Source organism: Paraburkholderia hiiakae (genome assembly GCF_904848665.1).
In the GTDB taxonomy this organism is placed as follows: Bacteria; Pseudomonadota; Gammaproteobacteria; order Burkholderiales; family Burkholderiaceae; genus Paraburkholderia; species Paraburkholderia hiiakae.
Window position 1 is genome coordinate 1 of sequence record NZ_CAJHCQ010000038.1, and the last position, 14,157, is coordinate 14,157.

The window sequence follows — 14,157 nt, forward strand, 5'->3', positions numbered from 1 at the left end:
GAAGATCTGGGAGATCGTGCGCGAGATGCTCACGAGCTGGGACATGATGAAGCGGCGTCTGCGCGAAGGCGTGGAGTTCTTCCGCTTCCTGCGCGCGCACGAGGCATGATGGACCGCGCGCATGCGATGGGGCGAACGGGCGCCATCGTTGCGATGGCCGTGACGGTGCTTGCCGTTGCTTCTGCGGCAATTGAAGTCATGCGCGCTGAATTGCCCGGGTTCTCACATCTGCTCTTCGATTCGCTAGCGGTCCTAATCGGTCTTTGCGCCGTGCTCGGCATTATCTATACCTGCACGGCCAGCGCGCTGGTCGGCCGCTTCTTCGCGCGTGAGGTGGCGACGCCGCGGGACTTTCCGGCCATCACGATCGCCAAGCCGCTGCACGGCGACGAATGGCACCTCGAGGAGCACCTCGCCAGCTTTTTCGAGCAGGACTATCCTGGACAAGTCCAGTATCTCTTCGGCGTTCACGATGCGCGTGATGAATCGCTCAACGCCATCGAGCGGCTACGCGTGCGTTATCCCGATGCACACATCACGGTCGTCGCCGATTCGCGCCTGTACGGTCCCAACCGCAAGATCGGGAATCTCGTGAACATGCTTGAAAAGGCCGAGCACGACGTGCTGTGCTTTGCCGATAGCGACGTGCTCGTCGATGAAAACTATCTGCGCCAGGTGGTCGGCGCGCTGCAGCAACCAGGCGTTGGCCTCGTGACCGCGGTGTATCGCGGCCTGTGCGCGCCCGGATTCTGGCCTCGCGTTGCGTCGGCCCTGACCAACTATCATTTCCTGCCCGGCGTCGTGACGGGGCTCGCAATCGGGCGCGCGCGGCCGTGTTTCGGTCAGTCCATTGCAATGACGCGTGAAATGCTCGAGCGCATTGGCGGTCTTGCGCAATTCGCGCATCACCTCGCCGAAGATCATGCGATTGGTGAAGCCGTGCGCCGCGCCGGCGCGGTAGTTTCCATTCCGCCCATTCTCGTGCGGCACGCATGCGTGGAGAATACGTTCGCCCAGCTCTTTACGCACGAATTGCGCTGGAGCCGCACCGTGCGCGCGGCGGACCGCTCGGGGCATCTGGGCGCCGTGCTGATGCATCCGTTCGCGCTCGCCATGCTGGCCGTGGCACTGTCCGGCGGCGCAGCGCCGGCGTGGATACTGGCGGCCGTGGCGCTCTGCGTGCGCGCGTGGCTGATCTGGAGGACCGATCGCGCGACCGGCGACAAGTTCAGCGGACTGTTATGCTTACCCCTTTGGGAAATGGTCCAGTTCGCGATCTATGTCGCGAGCTTTTGTTCGTCTGGCGTCGTTTGGCGCGGCACGCGCTTTCGCGTCGACAGGAATGGCATGCTTTCGCCAGTCCACGAGACCTGAGCGTCACAGTTGATGGGGGCACAATGAGACGGGAGCAGGCACTAGAGAGCACCCGCAGATGAAGCACATGGGACGTATCGCCGCTCTGGTTGGTCTCGCGATAGCCGTGTGGCTCGTATGGCGCGAACATCCCGCGGCAGTGCTGCAACTGTTGCGCGGCGCGGGCATGGGCCTCGTGCTGGCGGCCGTCGTGCATATCCTGCCGATGTGCGCGAATGCCTGGGACTGGCGCAGCCTGATTCGTGCGGCGCAGCGTCCGTCGTTCGCGGCCATGCTCAAACTTGTATGGATTCGCGAGTCGATCAACGGCTTGCTGCCCGTTGCGCGCGTGGGCGGAGAACTCGTTTCGTTCCGCCTGCTTGGCCGTGCGGGCGTGCGGCCAGCCACGGCGGTCGCGAGCCTCATCGCCGACATGCAGCTCACGCTGATCAGCCAGGTTCTCTTTGCGCTAGTCGCTGCCGGCTATCTGCTCGAACATTCCTCCTCCGATACCGCGCGGTTCGTGGGGCGTCTCGCATGGGGTCTCGCGGGCTTCATACCGCTGCTCGTGCTCTTTGCGCTCGTGCAGCACGCGCGGCCGTTCGAGCGGGCGGCACGCACGCTCAACCGCGTCACGAGCGGCAAGGTCGTAGATCTCGTGGGCAAGTCTGCGCGCGTCGATTTATCGCTCAAGCTGATCTGGCGGCAGACCGGCGTGGTCGTGCGTTACGTGGTCATCTGGCAGACGCTTCAATGCCTCGGCTACGCGGTTGAAATCTGGATTGCGTTGCGTGTACTCGGCACGGATGCGACCTTCATGCAGGCGTTCGTGATCGAAGCCCTGATCCAGATGTTGAGCAGCATCGCGTTTCTTGTCCCCGCCGGCCTTGGCGTGCAAGAGGGCGGTTTCGTTGTGATAGGCGGACTGCTCGGGTTCGATGCGCCCACTTGCCTCGCACTCGCGGGCGCGAGGCGCGTACGCGATCTGCTGTTCTATTTGCCCGGGCTACTTGCCTGGCAGGCCGCCGAATATGGCTGGCCGTCAAAGCGCCGCACAGAGGGCGCGGCCACACGCCCCCGCACGGAATAATTAGAACGGCGAGACGTATCGTGCATGTGTCGAGAGAAGTGGCCTGTGCAATCTCGCGTGTCAAAAAGGGCCTTATACCCATTGGGATACAAACCAAACGAGCGTTCGTTCACCGTTGCGCAAACCGGAAGTTTCCAGATATTCCATGCCGGTCGACAAACTGCAAAACAAATGGAATAGTTTTCCGCACCGGGCTGTTGTGCAAAAGCGGGCCGAACTGGATCGACCGCGCGCCCTAAAGGAGCTTCTCCATGAATCACCTCTCACGCGGGAAGCAGATTGCAATTGGCGCAGGGCTGATTGGGATAATGAGCGGTGCGCCAGTAGAAGCGGACTCGCTCGATATGCCGGGTGCACAGCCGTTTCTGACCACGACCGCAGCAGGCGTGCAGACCTATGCCTGTGAGTACGGTGCGGATCACACGCTCGGCTGGGTCTTCCAGCAACCGCGCGCGACGCTCTACGACGCGCACGGCGCTGCGGTAATCGAGCATTCGGCCGGACCCTCGTGGCAAGCGCGCGACGGCAGCCGCATCGAGGGGAAAGTCGTCGCGCAAAAGCCCAGCGATACGCCGGGCAGCGTGCCGCAACTTCTGCTCGAGACGCACTCCACGGGAGCGCAGGGCGTGCTCGAATCCGTGCGCTACGTGCAGCGAGTCAGGACAGTTGGCGGCGTAAAGCCGGCTGCGCCGTGCACGGCCGAGCACGAGTCGGGTAGTTCGCCTTATATTGCGACTTACATCTTTTATAAGTAGGAAGGCGGGTCAGTGAATCGACTCACTGAAACGATGCATTCTCAATTAATATGAAGTGCGAAATAAAATATTCGGCCTGCCATGACCCGCGCAGCCGCCGATGAATTCAAAGGCTCTTTATTAATCTCGTGCGTTTCCGTCGTGCGGCGAGGCCGATAGGGTAATTCGCTTGCCGCTATTCAGTGCGTACTGAATGTTGAATGTATACCAATGTATGGGGTCGCCATCCAAAAGCGTCAATAAGTCTATGCGCGGGAAGAATACCTGGTTGCCGCACTTCTCCTTAAGCTTCAGTCATTCGAAATCAATGGGCGCAATACACAGGGACGTTCCGGCTTCGGGAGACGGGGCATGCGTGACAGTCACGCTCATCCAGAACATGGGAGTTAGCCGTGGTGAGATTGGATTCGTGGGGAGCGACATACGCGGGAACCGCACGCGAGGGTGGCGGCCCTGGCGAAAGCATGCGCCTCGCGCGGCCCCGTGGTGTCAATGACGCCAACGACGAAACACACGCGCCGCGCGATTGCGTGGACGCCGCAACGCCGGACTGCCCGCGCAATCCGTGGGCGCATGTGGTCTCGGGCCTGCTTGCCTCGCCGGCTTCGAGGACGAGCGTTTCGCGCCGCATGAGCGCGACGCGCACGCGAAGCGACCTCCGGCCCGCGGATGACAACACATACGCAAGCTGCACGGTCACGATAGAGGAGCGGCTGGCCAATTCTTCGTTCACGCTCTCGTGGAGCGACCCGACGCGCTGCAGCTACCGTGAACAGGTCTGGAAACGGGCAATCGCCAGAAAATCGGGCATCTGCGTGCTTTCTGGGACGCCCATCAAGCGAGGCGATGCCGTTTTTCGGCCATTGGCGCGGCGCTACAAGGTCCCTTTGAATTCGGGGGCGATGATACTGGCCGTGTCGCTGGAGGCGTGGGGCGCTCGCCTGGCCGCCCCCGAATAGCCTGGCATGGCGCCACAAAAACATTAAAATCTGGCGCGCAATATTCATTATTTGGGATTTCATCTTCCCTTCAGTTTCTCCCGCCAAACGATCGGGCTGCATCAACGCGGCCGGAGTCTCCAATACCAAAGTACTACAGCCTCGCCTGAACGCGCGATGTAAGCTTCGGGCTTGGCGTTGCAGGGATTGCGCTAGCTGGCGGCCGCCGGTCGTGCGGCTGGCGCTTCAACGGGCGACGCTTCAACGGGCGAGTCGGTCATTGGCGTCTCATGGGTATTGAGAGGCGTCTATGCGGGTTCAATTCGCATAACGTAACACTGCAGAACACCATCGTAGATGCTCAATACCGTGACCGACCGGCCGGCTGCCCCTTACGCCAACACCGCTGCCGGAGTCGTCTATATCGTGGACGACGACGATTCGGTGCGCGAGGCACTGGCGAGCCTGCTGCGCTCGATCGACCTGGAAGTCCATGCCTTTCATTCCGCCGAAGCGTTCCTGGCGGCGCCCAAGAGCCCGTGGCCATCGTGTCTCGTGCTTGACGTTCGCTTGCGCGGTCAAAGCGGATTGGCGCTGCAGAAGTCACTCCTGACGCAGGAACGCTCGCCCATGCCGGTCGTTTTCATGACAGGCTACGGCGATATTGCCATGACGGTCGAGGCGATGAAGGCGGGCGCGATCGACTTCCTCACCAAGCCCTTTCGCGATCAGGACATGATCGACGCCGTGGTCGCCGCGCTGCAGCGCGACGCGCAACGTCTCGAAGCGGACAACTCGCTCGTGGAAGCGCGCGAGCGCTGGGACGCGCTGACGCCGCGCGAGCGGGAGGTGCTGGTCAACGTCGCGGCGGGGCTGATGAACAAGCAGATCGCTTCGAGAATGTGCATTGCGGAGGTCACGGTCAAGATCCACCGGGGACAGGCCATGCGCAAAATGAATGTGCGCTCCGTGGCCGAGTTGGTACGCAAAACCGTTGCGCTCGGGGTCGAGCCGTCGGGGAAGTCAGTGAGTACCAGGGTTTAGCTTCCCGCAGTCTTTTGGATGCGTCCGCAACGACATTGCGCGACTTTTCAGAAACGATGTGCGATTCCGACCCCTGTTTTCGCATACAATAATCCCAAAATTCTCTGGTCAGACCGTACAACCCACGGAAAACATACTTGAACGCAGGCTTTCGCGTATGTTTGAAACTCTGACGCCTGCTCCGCTAATATCAGAAAAATGATGGGATTGGCCCTTGATCCCGGCCTCGTGCTGGATGCGCTGTCTGTTATTGCATGGACTGCGCTGCCCGACGGCCGGGTCGACTTCGTCAACCGAAAATGGTCCGAATACACGGGCCTTGGCCTTTCGGCGTCATCCGGCTTGCAGTGGCAGGACGCGGTAAGCCCCGACGACTTGCCGGATCTGCTCGAGCGGCGCTGCGCCATTCACGCTTGCGGGGAGCCTGGGGGCATCGCTGCGCGTCTGCGTCGCTTCGACGGCCAGCATCGCTGGTTCGATATTCAAATCAGTCCGATTCGCGACGCGGAAGGGCAGATCGTTCGCTGGTGCGGGACATGCAACGATATCGATGACTTGCGGCGCGCTCAGGAGGCGCTCGATCGGCAGGCGCTCGACCTGCAATTGATCGTCGAGTGCATTCCGGTGCCTGTCACGGTGACGTCGCCGACAGGCGAAGTCGAAGGTCAGAACCAACTCACGCTCGATTATTTCGGAAGGTCGCGCGAGGAGCTCAAAGCCTGGCGCAGTCACGAAATCGTTCATCCGGACGATCTCGACACGGCGATTGCGGCGCAGGAAGCCTCGCTTGCAAGCGGTAAAACGTACAACGTCGAAAGCCGTCATCGGCGCGCAGACGGCGTTTACCGGTGGGTCAACGTACGCGGATTTCCGCTGCGCGATCGCGCCGGCGCCATTCTGCGCTGGTTTCTCCTGTGCATCGATATCGAAGACAGGAAGCGAGCCGAGATGACGCTCGCGGAGAGCGAGCGTCATCTCAACGAGACGATCAACGCACTGCCCGCGCTCATCTGGTCAGCGCGCCCGGACGGGACGGGCGAATTTTATAACCAGTACTACCTCGATTATCTCGGGCGAACGCTCTCGCAGGTGAAGGACCACGAGTGGACCAAGGCGGTTCATTCCGATGACCTTCCGGGACTCATGGCCGCGTGGACCGCCATTATGGCGAGCCGCATGCCGGGCGCCGCGGAAGCGCGCATGCAGCGCTACGACGGCCAGTATCGATGGTTTCTGTTTCGCACGAGCCCATTGCGGGATCAGGATGGAAATGTCGTCAAATGGTATGGCATCAACATCGATATCGACGATCGCAAGCGCGCCGAGGAAGAACTGCGGCGCAGTGAGGCGTTCCTCGCCGAAGGTCAGGCGCTGGCCAGAATGGGCAACTTTTCGTGGGATGCCGATACGGATGAGATTGCCTGGTCGGAGCAGATTTACCACATCTTCGAGTTCGAACCGGGCACGCCCGTGACGCTCGCGCGTATTGCCGAGCGCGCTCACCCTGAGGATATGGGGTTCGTCGCGCAGTTCATCGAGCAGGGGCGGCGCGGCGAAAGCGATATCGAATGCCAGCACCGGCTATTGATGCCGGACCAGCGCATCAAGCATCTGCATCTGATCGCGCACCGTGTGACGGAGCGTCCGGGCCGCAAGGAATATGGCGGCACGACGCTCGATATCAGCCAGCGCCGCAGTTCGGAAGAGGCGCTCGACAGGGCACGCGCGGAACTTTCGCATGTCGCGAGGGTGATGAGCCTTGGCGCGTTGACGGCTTCGATCGCGCATGAAGTCAATCAGCCGCTCGCGGGTATCGTGACCAACGCCAGCACCTGCCTGCGCATGTTGGCGGCCGTGCCGCCCAATATCGAAGGCGCGCAGGAAACGGCGCGGCGCACGATCCGCGACGGCAACCGCGCCGCCGACGTCATCACGCGGCTACGCGCGCTCTTCACCAGGCGCAGCGTCACGATCGAACCGGTCGATCTCGGCCACACCGCGCGGGACATCATTGCCCTCATGCAGGGCGATCTCGACCGCGCGCGCGTCGTCATGCGCATGGAGTTCGCAGACGGCCTGCCTTTCGCGGGCTGCGACCGCGTGCAGGTGCAGCAGGTCATCATGAACTTGTTGCGCAACGCGGCGGATGCCATGCGCACGGTGGACGACCGGCCCCGGCGCGTGACGGTGAAGACCGAAGCCGAGTCGGGCGAGACGGTCCGCTTGACCGTGCGGGACTCGGGAATGGGCTTTGACCCGCAAGACGCGGAGCGGCTTTTCGATGCCTTTTATACGACGAGGCATGACGGTATGGGCATTGGTCTCGCAATTAGCCGATCGATCATCGAGAGCCAGAGCGGGCGTCTTTGGGCCGAGATCCCGACGGACGGTCCCGGCGCAATCTTTTCGTTCTCGCTTCCCATCTATGGCGCGTGAATGACGCTTGTGTGCCCTCCAGCGGCACATATACATACCTCCGTATGATGGACGTGTGCGATGGGATCGGGCATCGTGCGCTGTTGGCTCCAAGGGCATCTGGCGTCTTTACGTATATTGGCGGCGGATATTAGCGAGGTTGGTCATGCAAAGACCTGGCGAAACTCAACGGCAGATGTCCGCGAGCGTCTCGCAGGCGCTTCCTGTCGTGTTCGTGGTGGACGACGACGTGTCCGTGCGCGAATCGCTGGAATTGCTCATTCGCAGCGCGGGATGGCAACCGCAGGTGTTCGGCGCCGCGCAGCCATTTCTCGCTCACCCGCGCGTTTGCGGGCCAAGTTGCCTGCTGCTCGATGTTTCGCTTCCGGATCTGCACGGTCTGGATTTGCAGCGCCAAATCGTGGCCGACCGAGCGGACATGCCGATCATTTTCATGACCGGCTATCCCGATGTCCCCGTGACGGTGCGCGCCATGAAAGCAGGCGCCATTGAATTCTTCACCAAGCCGTTCAACGGTGAAGCGTTGCTGGACGCCATTCGGGACGGTATCGAGCGCAGCCGAGATGCGATCGATACGGAGAGCGAAAACCGCGTGCTCCATGCTCGCTATGCCGCGCTCACGCCGCGCGAACGGGAAGTGATGAAACTCGTGGTGTGCGGTTTGCTTAACAAGCAGGTGGCGGCGGAGCTTGGCATCAGCGAGATCACGGTAAAGGGGCATCGCGGCAGGCTGATGGAAAAAATGGAGGCGGGATCCTTGCCTGAACTCGTGATCATGGCGGCGAAGGTTTGCCCTCAGGCACAGGCGGCGTGGCAGCCCGGCGGTGCGCGTGCAAGAGGCCGCCGGTCGGCGTTAGTCGCTTCACAGCGGGTTTGACGCCGTGCGTGGCGGATTTTTCCGTCCTTGCGGACAGCGTTTTTTATTCGAGTGATACCAAGGTATCGTAGATTCCCTACCCGGCCTGGTGCATCCTCAGGGAGCGGGGTAGTGGTCTCAACGAGACTTGATTGCGGGCAATCATGCTGGTAACGTTGGTCGATGATGACGAAGCAGTGCGGGAATCGCTTCCAGATCTGGTGAGAGTGTTCGGATATGCCGTGAGCGTGTTCTCATCTGCCGAGGCTTTTCTCGCATCCGAAGTTGTCGATCAAACTCATTGTCTGGTCCTCGACATCAACATGCCAGGTATGGGCGGGCTGGGGCTTTTTCGTGAGTTGAAGCGTCTTGGCAAGAACGTGCCGGTCGTTTTCATTACCGCTCATAAAGACGCAGCCAATCGCGATCGCCTGATCGCGCAGGGCGCGTGCGATTGCCTGTTCAAGCCCTTTAGCGATACGGCACTTCTTGCGGCGCTCAAGGTTGCGCTGGGCGAGAACTGAGAGCGTTTCAGTGCTTCGGGGCGATAAAAAGGAATAACGTGCCTCAAGGTAACGCAGGTAGAACAGGTGGAGCAGGTCAGGGCGCCATGCCGTCGAGCGGCTCGCGAGTCGAGCCCATTGTATTTGTCATCGACGACGACATTTCCGTGCGCGAATCGCTGGAATTATTGCTGCGCAGTGCAGGTCTGCACGCGCAGATATTCGCTTGTGCCGAAGATTTTCTCGCTCACCCGCGCGCTTTCGCGCCCACCTGTGTGGTTCTGGACGTATCGCTTCCGCAAGTGACCGGTCTGGAACTGCAGCAGCGCATTGCCGTCGACCGGCCTGATATGCCGATCATCTTCATCACCGGTCACGGGGACGTGCCCATGACCGTGAAAGCGATGAAAGCCGGTGCAGTCGAATTCCTGACCAAGCCGTTCAACGACGAGACGTTGCTCCAGGCCATTCACGACGCCATCGAGCGAAGCCGTGAAGCCCTCGAAAGCCACATGGCGTTGCGCGCGCTTCACGACAGCTATGCGACGCTCACACCGCGCGAGCGGGAAGTCATGGCGCTCGTGGTTTCGGGATTGCTGAACAAGCAGATAGGGGGCGAGCTCGGCATCAGCGAAATTACCGTGAAGATGCACCGCGGCAAGGTCATGCAGAAGATGAGCGCCGATTCGCTTCCGGAGCTCGTCAATATGGCGGCGAAGCTCCGCTTGTCGCCGCCGCGCGATCGCAAGCGTTAGCCGTCAATCGCGCGGATATACCTGCGTATAGTGCGCTAATCCGATCGCCGTATGGTGCTGTCTGGCGCAGCGATGGTACGCTGTGTTGTCTATTGTCTCCGCACTTCATGCCACGCCACACCACGCTGCGTGAGTTCTCGTGTCAATTATTGTGGATAACGAAAGATTAGTAAATAAGTATTCGTAACGCACCGTTTCGATTGTCATGCTGCGCTCGATTTTAGCGGCCGCGAAGAGATCATCGAACTCGCGCGAACGAATCTCCGCTAAAACGTGGGTGAATTTTCACTTGAGTTCGATTATCAGGAGAAAAGGGATCATGTCGGACCAGATCAACGAACGCCGTCGGCGTATCCTCGGAACGGGTCTCGCAGGCGCTGCACTGGTGGGAGCGGGTTTGAGCGAACTGGCACGCGCGCAGTCGGCGGCGGGTGCGGCAACATTGGGCGAGATCAGGCAAGTTCAGGCAAACGGCTTGAGCATCGGCTACGTGGATGCCGGGCCGAAGGAAGGGCCGCCCGTCGTGCTGCTGCACGGCTGGCCCTACGATATCTACAGCTTTGCCGAGGTCACGCCGATACTCGTGGCGGCGGGGCATCGCGTGCTCGTGCCGTATTTGCGCGGCTATGGCTCGACGCGCTTTGTCTCCGCCGATACACCGCGCAACGGACAACAAGCCGTTGTTGCCGTCGATATCGTCGCATTCATGGACGCGCTGAAGGTCAAGCAGGCCGTGATCGGCGGGTTCGACTGGGGCGCGCGCACCGCTAACATCATCGCAGCGCTGTGGCCCGAACGCTGCAAGGCGCTCGTTTCCGTGAGCGGTTATCTGATCGGCAGCCAGGCGGCCAATGCGAAGCCGTTGCCGCCGCAGGCCGAACTGGCCTGGTGGTATCAGTTCTACTTCGCCACGGCGCGCGGCGTGGCCGGTTACGAGCAGAATCGCCACGATTTCAACAAGCTGATCTGGCGCCTCGCTTCGCCACAATGGCATTTCGACGATCCCACCTACGATCGCACGGCGGCCTCCTTCGAGAATCCCGATCATGTTGCGGTGGTGATTCACAACTATCGCTGGCGGCTGGGTCTCGCGCAAGGCGAGGCGAAGTATGACGACATCGAAAGGAAGCTGGCGCAGTCGCCGACGATTTCGGTACCCACGATCACGATGGAAGGGGATGCCAACGGCGCGCCGCATCCGCCGCCGGCGGCTTATGCCGGAAAGTTCACGGGCAAATACCAGCATCGTGACATCAGCGGCGGCATCGGCCACAATCTGCCGCAAGAAGCGCCCAAGGCGTTTGCGGATGCCCTGCTGCAAGTCCAGCATCTGTAGCGACGCTTGACGCGCTATAGGTCGCGATGCGCGCCCGACATCGCCCGACGTCAACTGACAAAATCGGCCCTGCCGCACGCATCTTTTCGTAGACGGGATAAGGATCGGCGAGGAAGGCGGGCGAGGCGAAGCCGGAAAATTGCATGGGTGTGTGAGAGGCGCTCAGGCGTGAGCGGCAGGTTTGCCTTACCGCACCTTGGAGCGTGCGGTTGGCAGGCGGTTTTGAATCAGCGTTGCATGGAGTCATTAGGCGCCCCGCACGTATCGCGCTTGTTTCTGGAATCGGGCGGTTTGTAGACCGTTGTTTCGTCGCGCACGTTCGATACATTGCGCTACAGAAATCGCTTGCGCCCAAGCCACGCCGAGAGGCCGCGGCCGCTAAAAACAAAGCGCTTCGCTTTCTACGCACGCACGACTACCGGGCGCGGCTTCGCGCGCGTCGTGGTGAACTGTCACTGGCGTGGAAAGAACGTAGCCCTCGTTACGCAGCGTCTTGATGTAGCGGGCCGCGCGCGCCGTGTCGTTCAATTTTTGCCTGAGCCGGCTCACCAGCAAATCGATCGAGCGGTCGAACGGTTCGGCGTTGCGCCGCTGTGTGAGGTTGAGCAACTGGTCGCGCGTCAAGACGCGTTGAGCGTGGTCGAGAAACACGCGCAACAAGCGATATTCGGCGCCGCTGAGTGTGACGACCGTGTCGTCGGATTCGAGCAGATGGCGCGCGGTGGTGTCGAGGCGCCAGTCCCCGAAGCCGAGAACCGGCGTGTCGTCCACGAGCTGCAGGTCGGGGGGCAACATGCGCGTGCGGCGCAGCACCGCCCGGATGCGGGCGAGCAGTTCGCGGGCTTGAAATGGCTTGGCCATATAGTCGTCCGCGCCCATTTCGAGCCCGACGATGCGGTCGGTGACATCGCAACGGGCCGTCAGCATGACGACGGGCAGCGCGCGATGGCGACTTTCGCGCAACCCGCGGTAGAGCGCGAGACCGTCTTCGCCGGGCAGAATCAGGTCGAGCAGGATGAGGTCGGGTGTATGCCTTCCCAGATACTCATGCATCTCCCTTCCGTTGCACGCGGTCGTGACCTGCATGCCATTTCGCTGGAGATAACCGGCAACCAGTTCGCGTATGCCGCGGTCGTCGTCGACAACCAGAATGTGATCGATTTTTTCCATGATCGTCATAAGCGGGACAGCGGCGCTGTTCTACCGCTGCCAGCAGCGTAACCGGATGCAGACGATCAGACCATTCCATTCTGGATTGAGTCGACAGATGAGTAAGGATAGGTAGTCGCATACTTTCGTATGTGGATATTCCGCCGTCATGAAGAATATAACCCGGGTGGGTGGGAAGATCACTCGAATAATTTCAACGCGGTCGACATCAGTTTGCCGGCAGCGATTACTGTGTTTCCGGGTGAGATTTATCAGGCGCCGCGCAGTTATCACACTCTCCTCTACTTCAACACGGTCGATAAGGGCGGCCATTTCGCGGCCCGGGAAGAGCCGCTGCTGTTCGCGCAGGAGGGTCGCGCCGGATTCAGGCCGATGCGCAAGCTCGCGTAAAGATGTCGCGTCCCGCACGCTGGACGCTTTTAGCGTGCGGGGCGCGAACCGCGCGATTTTACCCATCCGTAGGTTTGAACATATACGTTCATATGATGGCGCCGTGCGCGTGATGGGCCCTATTCTGGCGCTGCCGGGCAGGGCGTACCACGAAGCAGATGTTTCCGGGCAGGGCGCCGGCCGTCTGTCAAATGCGCGTTCCCCTGTGGTGCAAAGCGGCCCCGCCAGGTCAGGTCACGCCTGGCCAGTACACGAGAACGGATATGAACGCGCACGCTATCGACCCATCGAATACCCCTAACGCTTGCCTGAACGCAACCGCTGCGCGCGCTTCGGCGTCTCGCGGCGCGTGGCGGTCTTTCGAGGCGTGGTCGCGGCCCTTATGGGTGCTGCTTGCGGCGGCCTGCGCCTACGCCACATATGCAACGCATGCCGTGCCGTGGCAGGTGCTTGCGCGCATCGGCTTGCCCTTGGTGCTGCCCGCCATGCTCGTGGCGGCGCTCGTGGCGCTGAAGTTCGTCGAGTTGCACGTGTACGTTCAGCGCATGGAGGCCATGGTCGAGCGCAGCCTTGGCGAAGGTGAGGAGGCGGCCCTGCCCGAAGACGCGGGGCCCACCGCCGTTGCGCGTTTGGCTCGCGCGTTCAATGTGTGCGCGCGCCATCGCGCGCGCCGCCAGGCCGAGTTGCTTCACGTGCTCGCCGCCTATGCGCACGATTTGCGCACGCCGCTCACGCGCATGACCATGCGTTCGGAACTCGTGGAGGAAGCGTCGGTGAGAGACGCGCTCGCCCGCGATCTTGCAGAGATGACCGAACTGGTCGAAGGCAGTCTTTCCTGCGCGCGCATGCAATGCAGCGCCCACGAGCCCATGCGTTCCGTCGATGCGGACAGCTTGCTCGGCGCGCTGATTGCCGACTATCGGGACGCCGGGCGCACCGTCGAACTCGAGGGGCAGGTGGGGCGTCCCGTGGTGACGTGTCCCCATGCGCTGCGCCGCGTGCTGGTGAATCTTATCGATAATGCGCTGCGCTATGGCGTCGATGTCCGTCTCAGCGTGAGGGTCGAGGCGCAGCGTCTCGTGCTGGCCGTGCTCGATTCGGGACCGGGCATCGCTCCGGCCCGTCTGGAAACGGTTTTCGCCGCCTGGTACCGCGCGCCCGAAACGGCAGCCTCGGCGTCGGGCTCGGGTCTCGGGCTCGCGATTGCGCGACGCCTCACGCTCGCCATGCGCGGCGAGCTCGAACTCGAAAACCGGCGCACAGGTGGCCTGGAAGCGCGCCTCACGCTGCCGTTGGCGGCAGCGTGAGGCTGGCATGTCGAATCGTCGGAGCATCGGCGCTCTGGTCAGCATGACTAAAGAGACGCCAGCGTTACGGTGACGATGGTCGTTCCGCACAAGCGCTCGGCAAGAACGACATGAGCGGGACGCTCGCGCCACCACCGCGTGCGCCTTGCTCGCGTACGGTGGCCGATCACGATGAGCTCGGGATCGAACGTTTGCGCGTGACGCGCCACGACATCGGCGATTTG

The 14,157-nt window shown here is 61.6% G+C and carries 12 protein-coding genes and 1 pseudogene; 12 read left to right on the plus strand and 1 reads right to left on the minus strand.

The annotated features are described in order from the left end of the window. The first annotated feature begins 198 nt into the window (after positions 1-198). From hpnI to JMY28_RS37635, 10 genes are all read left to right on the plus strand, one after another. Positions 199-1,374, plus strand: coding sequence for a bacteriohopanetetrol glucosamine biosynthesis glycosyltransferase HpnI (gene hpnI, locus JMY28_RS37590; RefSeq protein WP_201700974.1), 1,176 nt, complete (start codon positions 199-201; stop codon positions 1,372-1,374). Between the two features lie 58 nt (positions 1,375-1,432). After that, positions 1,433-2,443 carry a lysylphosphatidylglycerol synthase domain-containing protein gene (locus JMY28_RS37595; protein WP_201700948.1) on the plus strand — a complete coding sequence of 337 codons (1,011 nt, stop codon included), beginning with the start codon at positions 1,433-1,435 and terminating at the stop codon, positions 2,441-2,443. Between the two features lie 251 nt (positions 2,444-2,694). Then, entirely contained in the window at positions 2,695-3,198 is a 504-nt protein-coding gene (locus JMY28_RS37600; RefSeq protein ID WP_201700949.1) for a DUF3455 domain-containing protein, read from the plus strand. 629 nt (positions 3,199-3,827) lie between these two features. Beyond that, positions 3,828-4,157, plus strand: a complete 330-nt coding sequence (locus tag JMY28_RS37605; protein ID WP_201700950.1) for a DUF3331 domain-containing protein — start codon at positions 3,828-3,830, stop codon at positions 4,155-4,157. Between the two features lie 336 nt (positions 4,158-4,493). After that, the gene (locus JMY28_RS37610; protein ID WP_201700951.1) at positions 4,494-5,180 is read left to right on the plus strand and encodes a response regulator transcription factor; all 687 of its coding nucleotides are present in this window, start codon (positions 4,494-4,496) and stop codon (positions 5,178-5,180) included. 201 nt (positions 5,181-5,381) lie between these two features. Further along, positions 5,382-7,616 (plus strand): PAS domain-containing protein, encoded by a 2,235-nt coding sequence (locus JMY28_RS37615; RefSeq protein ID WP_236597224.1) that lies wholly within the window; start codon positions 5,382-5,384, stop codon positions 7,614-7,616. A gap of 145 nt (positions 7,617-7,761) precedes the next feature. Continuing rightward, a complete protein-coding gene (locus tag JMY28_RS37620; RefSeq protein ID WP_201700975.1) occupies positions 7,762-8,493 on the plus strand; it encodes a response regulator transcription factor in 732 nt (243 codons plus the stop codon). Between the two features lie 143 nt (positions 8,494-8,636). Then, positions 8,637-8,996 carry a response regulator gene (locus JMY28_RS37625; RefSeq protein WP_201700976.1) on the plus strand — a complete coding sequence of 120 codons (360 nt, stop codon included), beginning with the start codon at positions 8,637-8,639 and terminating at the stop codon, positions 8,994-8,996. 86 nt (positions 8,997-9,082) lie between these two features. Beyond that, entirely contained in the window at positions 9,083-9,730 is a 648-nt protein-coding gene (locus tag JMY28_RS37630) for a response regulator transcription factor (RefSeq protein WP_201700977.1), read from the plus strand. Between the two features lie 319 nt (positions 9,731-10,049). Then, positions 10,050-11,066: an alpha/beta fold hydrolase gene (locus JMY28_RS37635; protein WP_201700953.1), complete on the plus strand. Its 1,017-nt coding sequence runs from the start codon at positions 10,050-10,052 to the stop codon at positions 11,064-11,066. 378 nt (positions 11,067-11,444) lie between these two features. On the opposite strand, the gene JMY28_RS37640 is transcribed toward JMY28_RS37635, so the two are convergent. Further along, the gene (locus JMY28_RS37640; protein WP_201700954.1) at positions 11,445-12,236 is read right to left on the minus strand and encodes a response regulator; all 792 of its coding nucleotides are present in this window, start codon (positions 12,234-12,236) and stop codon (positions 11,445-11,447) included. A 171-nt stretch (positions 12,237-12,407) separates the two neighbouring features. Here JMY28_RS37640 and JMY28_RS37645 point away from each other — a divergent pair. Both JMY28_RS37645 and JMY28_RS37650 read left to right on the plus strand, forming a co-directional pair. Beyond that, positions 12,408-12,626: pseudogene (locus JMY28_RS37645) on the plus strand (epoxide hydrolase); the annotation flags it as partial. Positions 12,627-12,889: 263 nt separating this feature from the next. Further along, on the plus strand, positions 12,890-13,933 hold the full coding sequence (locus JMY28_RS37650; RefSeq protein WP_201700955.1) for a sensor histidine kinase: 1,044 nt from the start codon (positions 12,890-12,892) through the stop codon (positions 13,931-13,933). The last annotated feature ends 224 nt before the right edge of the window (positions 13,934-14,157 follow it).

Coding starts and splice junctions, on each gene's coding strand:
- hpnI (WP_201700974.1), top strand. CDS start 199: ATGCGCGCTGAATTGCCCGGGTTCTCACATCTGCTCTTCGATTCGCTA.
- JMY28_RS37595 (WP_201700948.1), top strand. CDS start 1,433: ATGAAGCACATGGGACGTATCGCCGCTCTGGTTGGTCTCGCGATAGCC.
- JMY28_RS37600 (WP_201700949.1), top strand. CDS start 2,695: ATGAATCACCTCTCACGCGGGAAGCAGATTGCAATTGGCGCAGGGCTG.
- JMY28_RS37605 (WP_201700950.1), top strand. CDS start 3,828: ATGAGCGCGACGCGCACGCGAAGCGACCTCCGGCCCGCGGATGACAAC.
- JMY28_RS37610 (WP_201700951.1), top strand. CDS start 4,494: ATGCTCAATACCGTGACCGACCGGCCGGCTGCCCCTTACGCCAACACC.
- JMY28_RS37615 (WP_236597224.1), top strand. CDS start 5,382: ATGGGATTGGCCCTTGATCCCGGCCTCGTGCTGGATGCGCTGTCTGTT.
- JMY28_RS37620 (WP_201700975.1), top strand. CDS start 7,762: ATGCAAAGACCTGGCGAAACTCAACGGCAGATGTCCGCGAGCGTCTCG.
- JMY28_RS37625 (WP_201700976.1), top strand. CDS start 8,637: ATGCTGGTAACGTTGGTCGATGATGACGAAGCAGTGCGGGAATCGCTT.
- JMY28_RS37630 (WP_201700977.1), top strand. CDS start 9,083: ATGCCGTCGAGCGGCTCGCGAGTCGAGCCCATTGTATTTGTCATCGAC.
- JMY28_RS37635 (WP_201700953.1), top strand. CDS start 10,050: ATGTCGGACCAGATCAACGAACGCCGTCGGCGTATCCTCGGAACGGGT.
- JMY28_RS37640 (WP_201700954.1), bottom strand. CDS start 12,236: ATGGAAAAAATCGATCACATTCTGGTTGTCGACGACGACCGCGGCATA.
- JMY28_RS37650 (WP_201700955.1), top strand. CDS start 12,890: ATGAACGCGCACGCTATCGACCCATCGAATACCCCTAACGCTTGCCTG.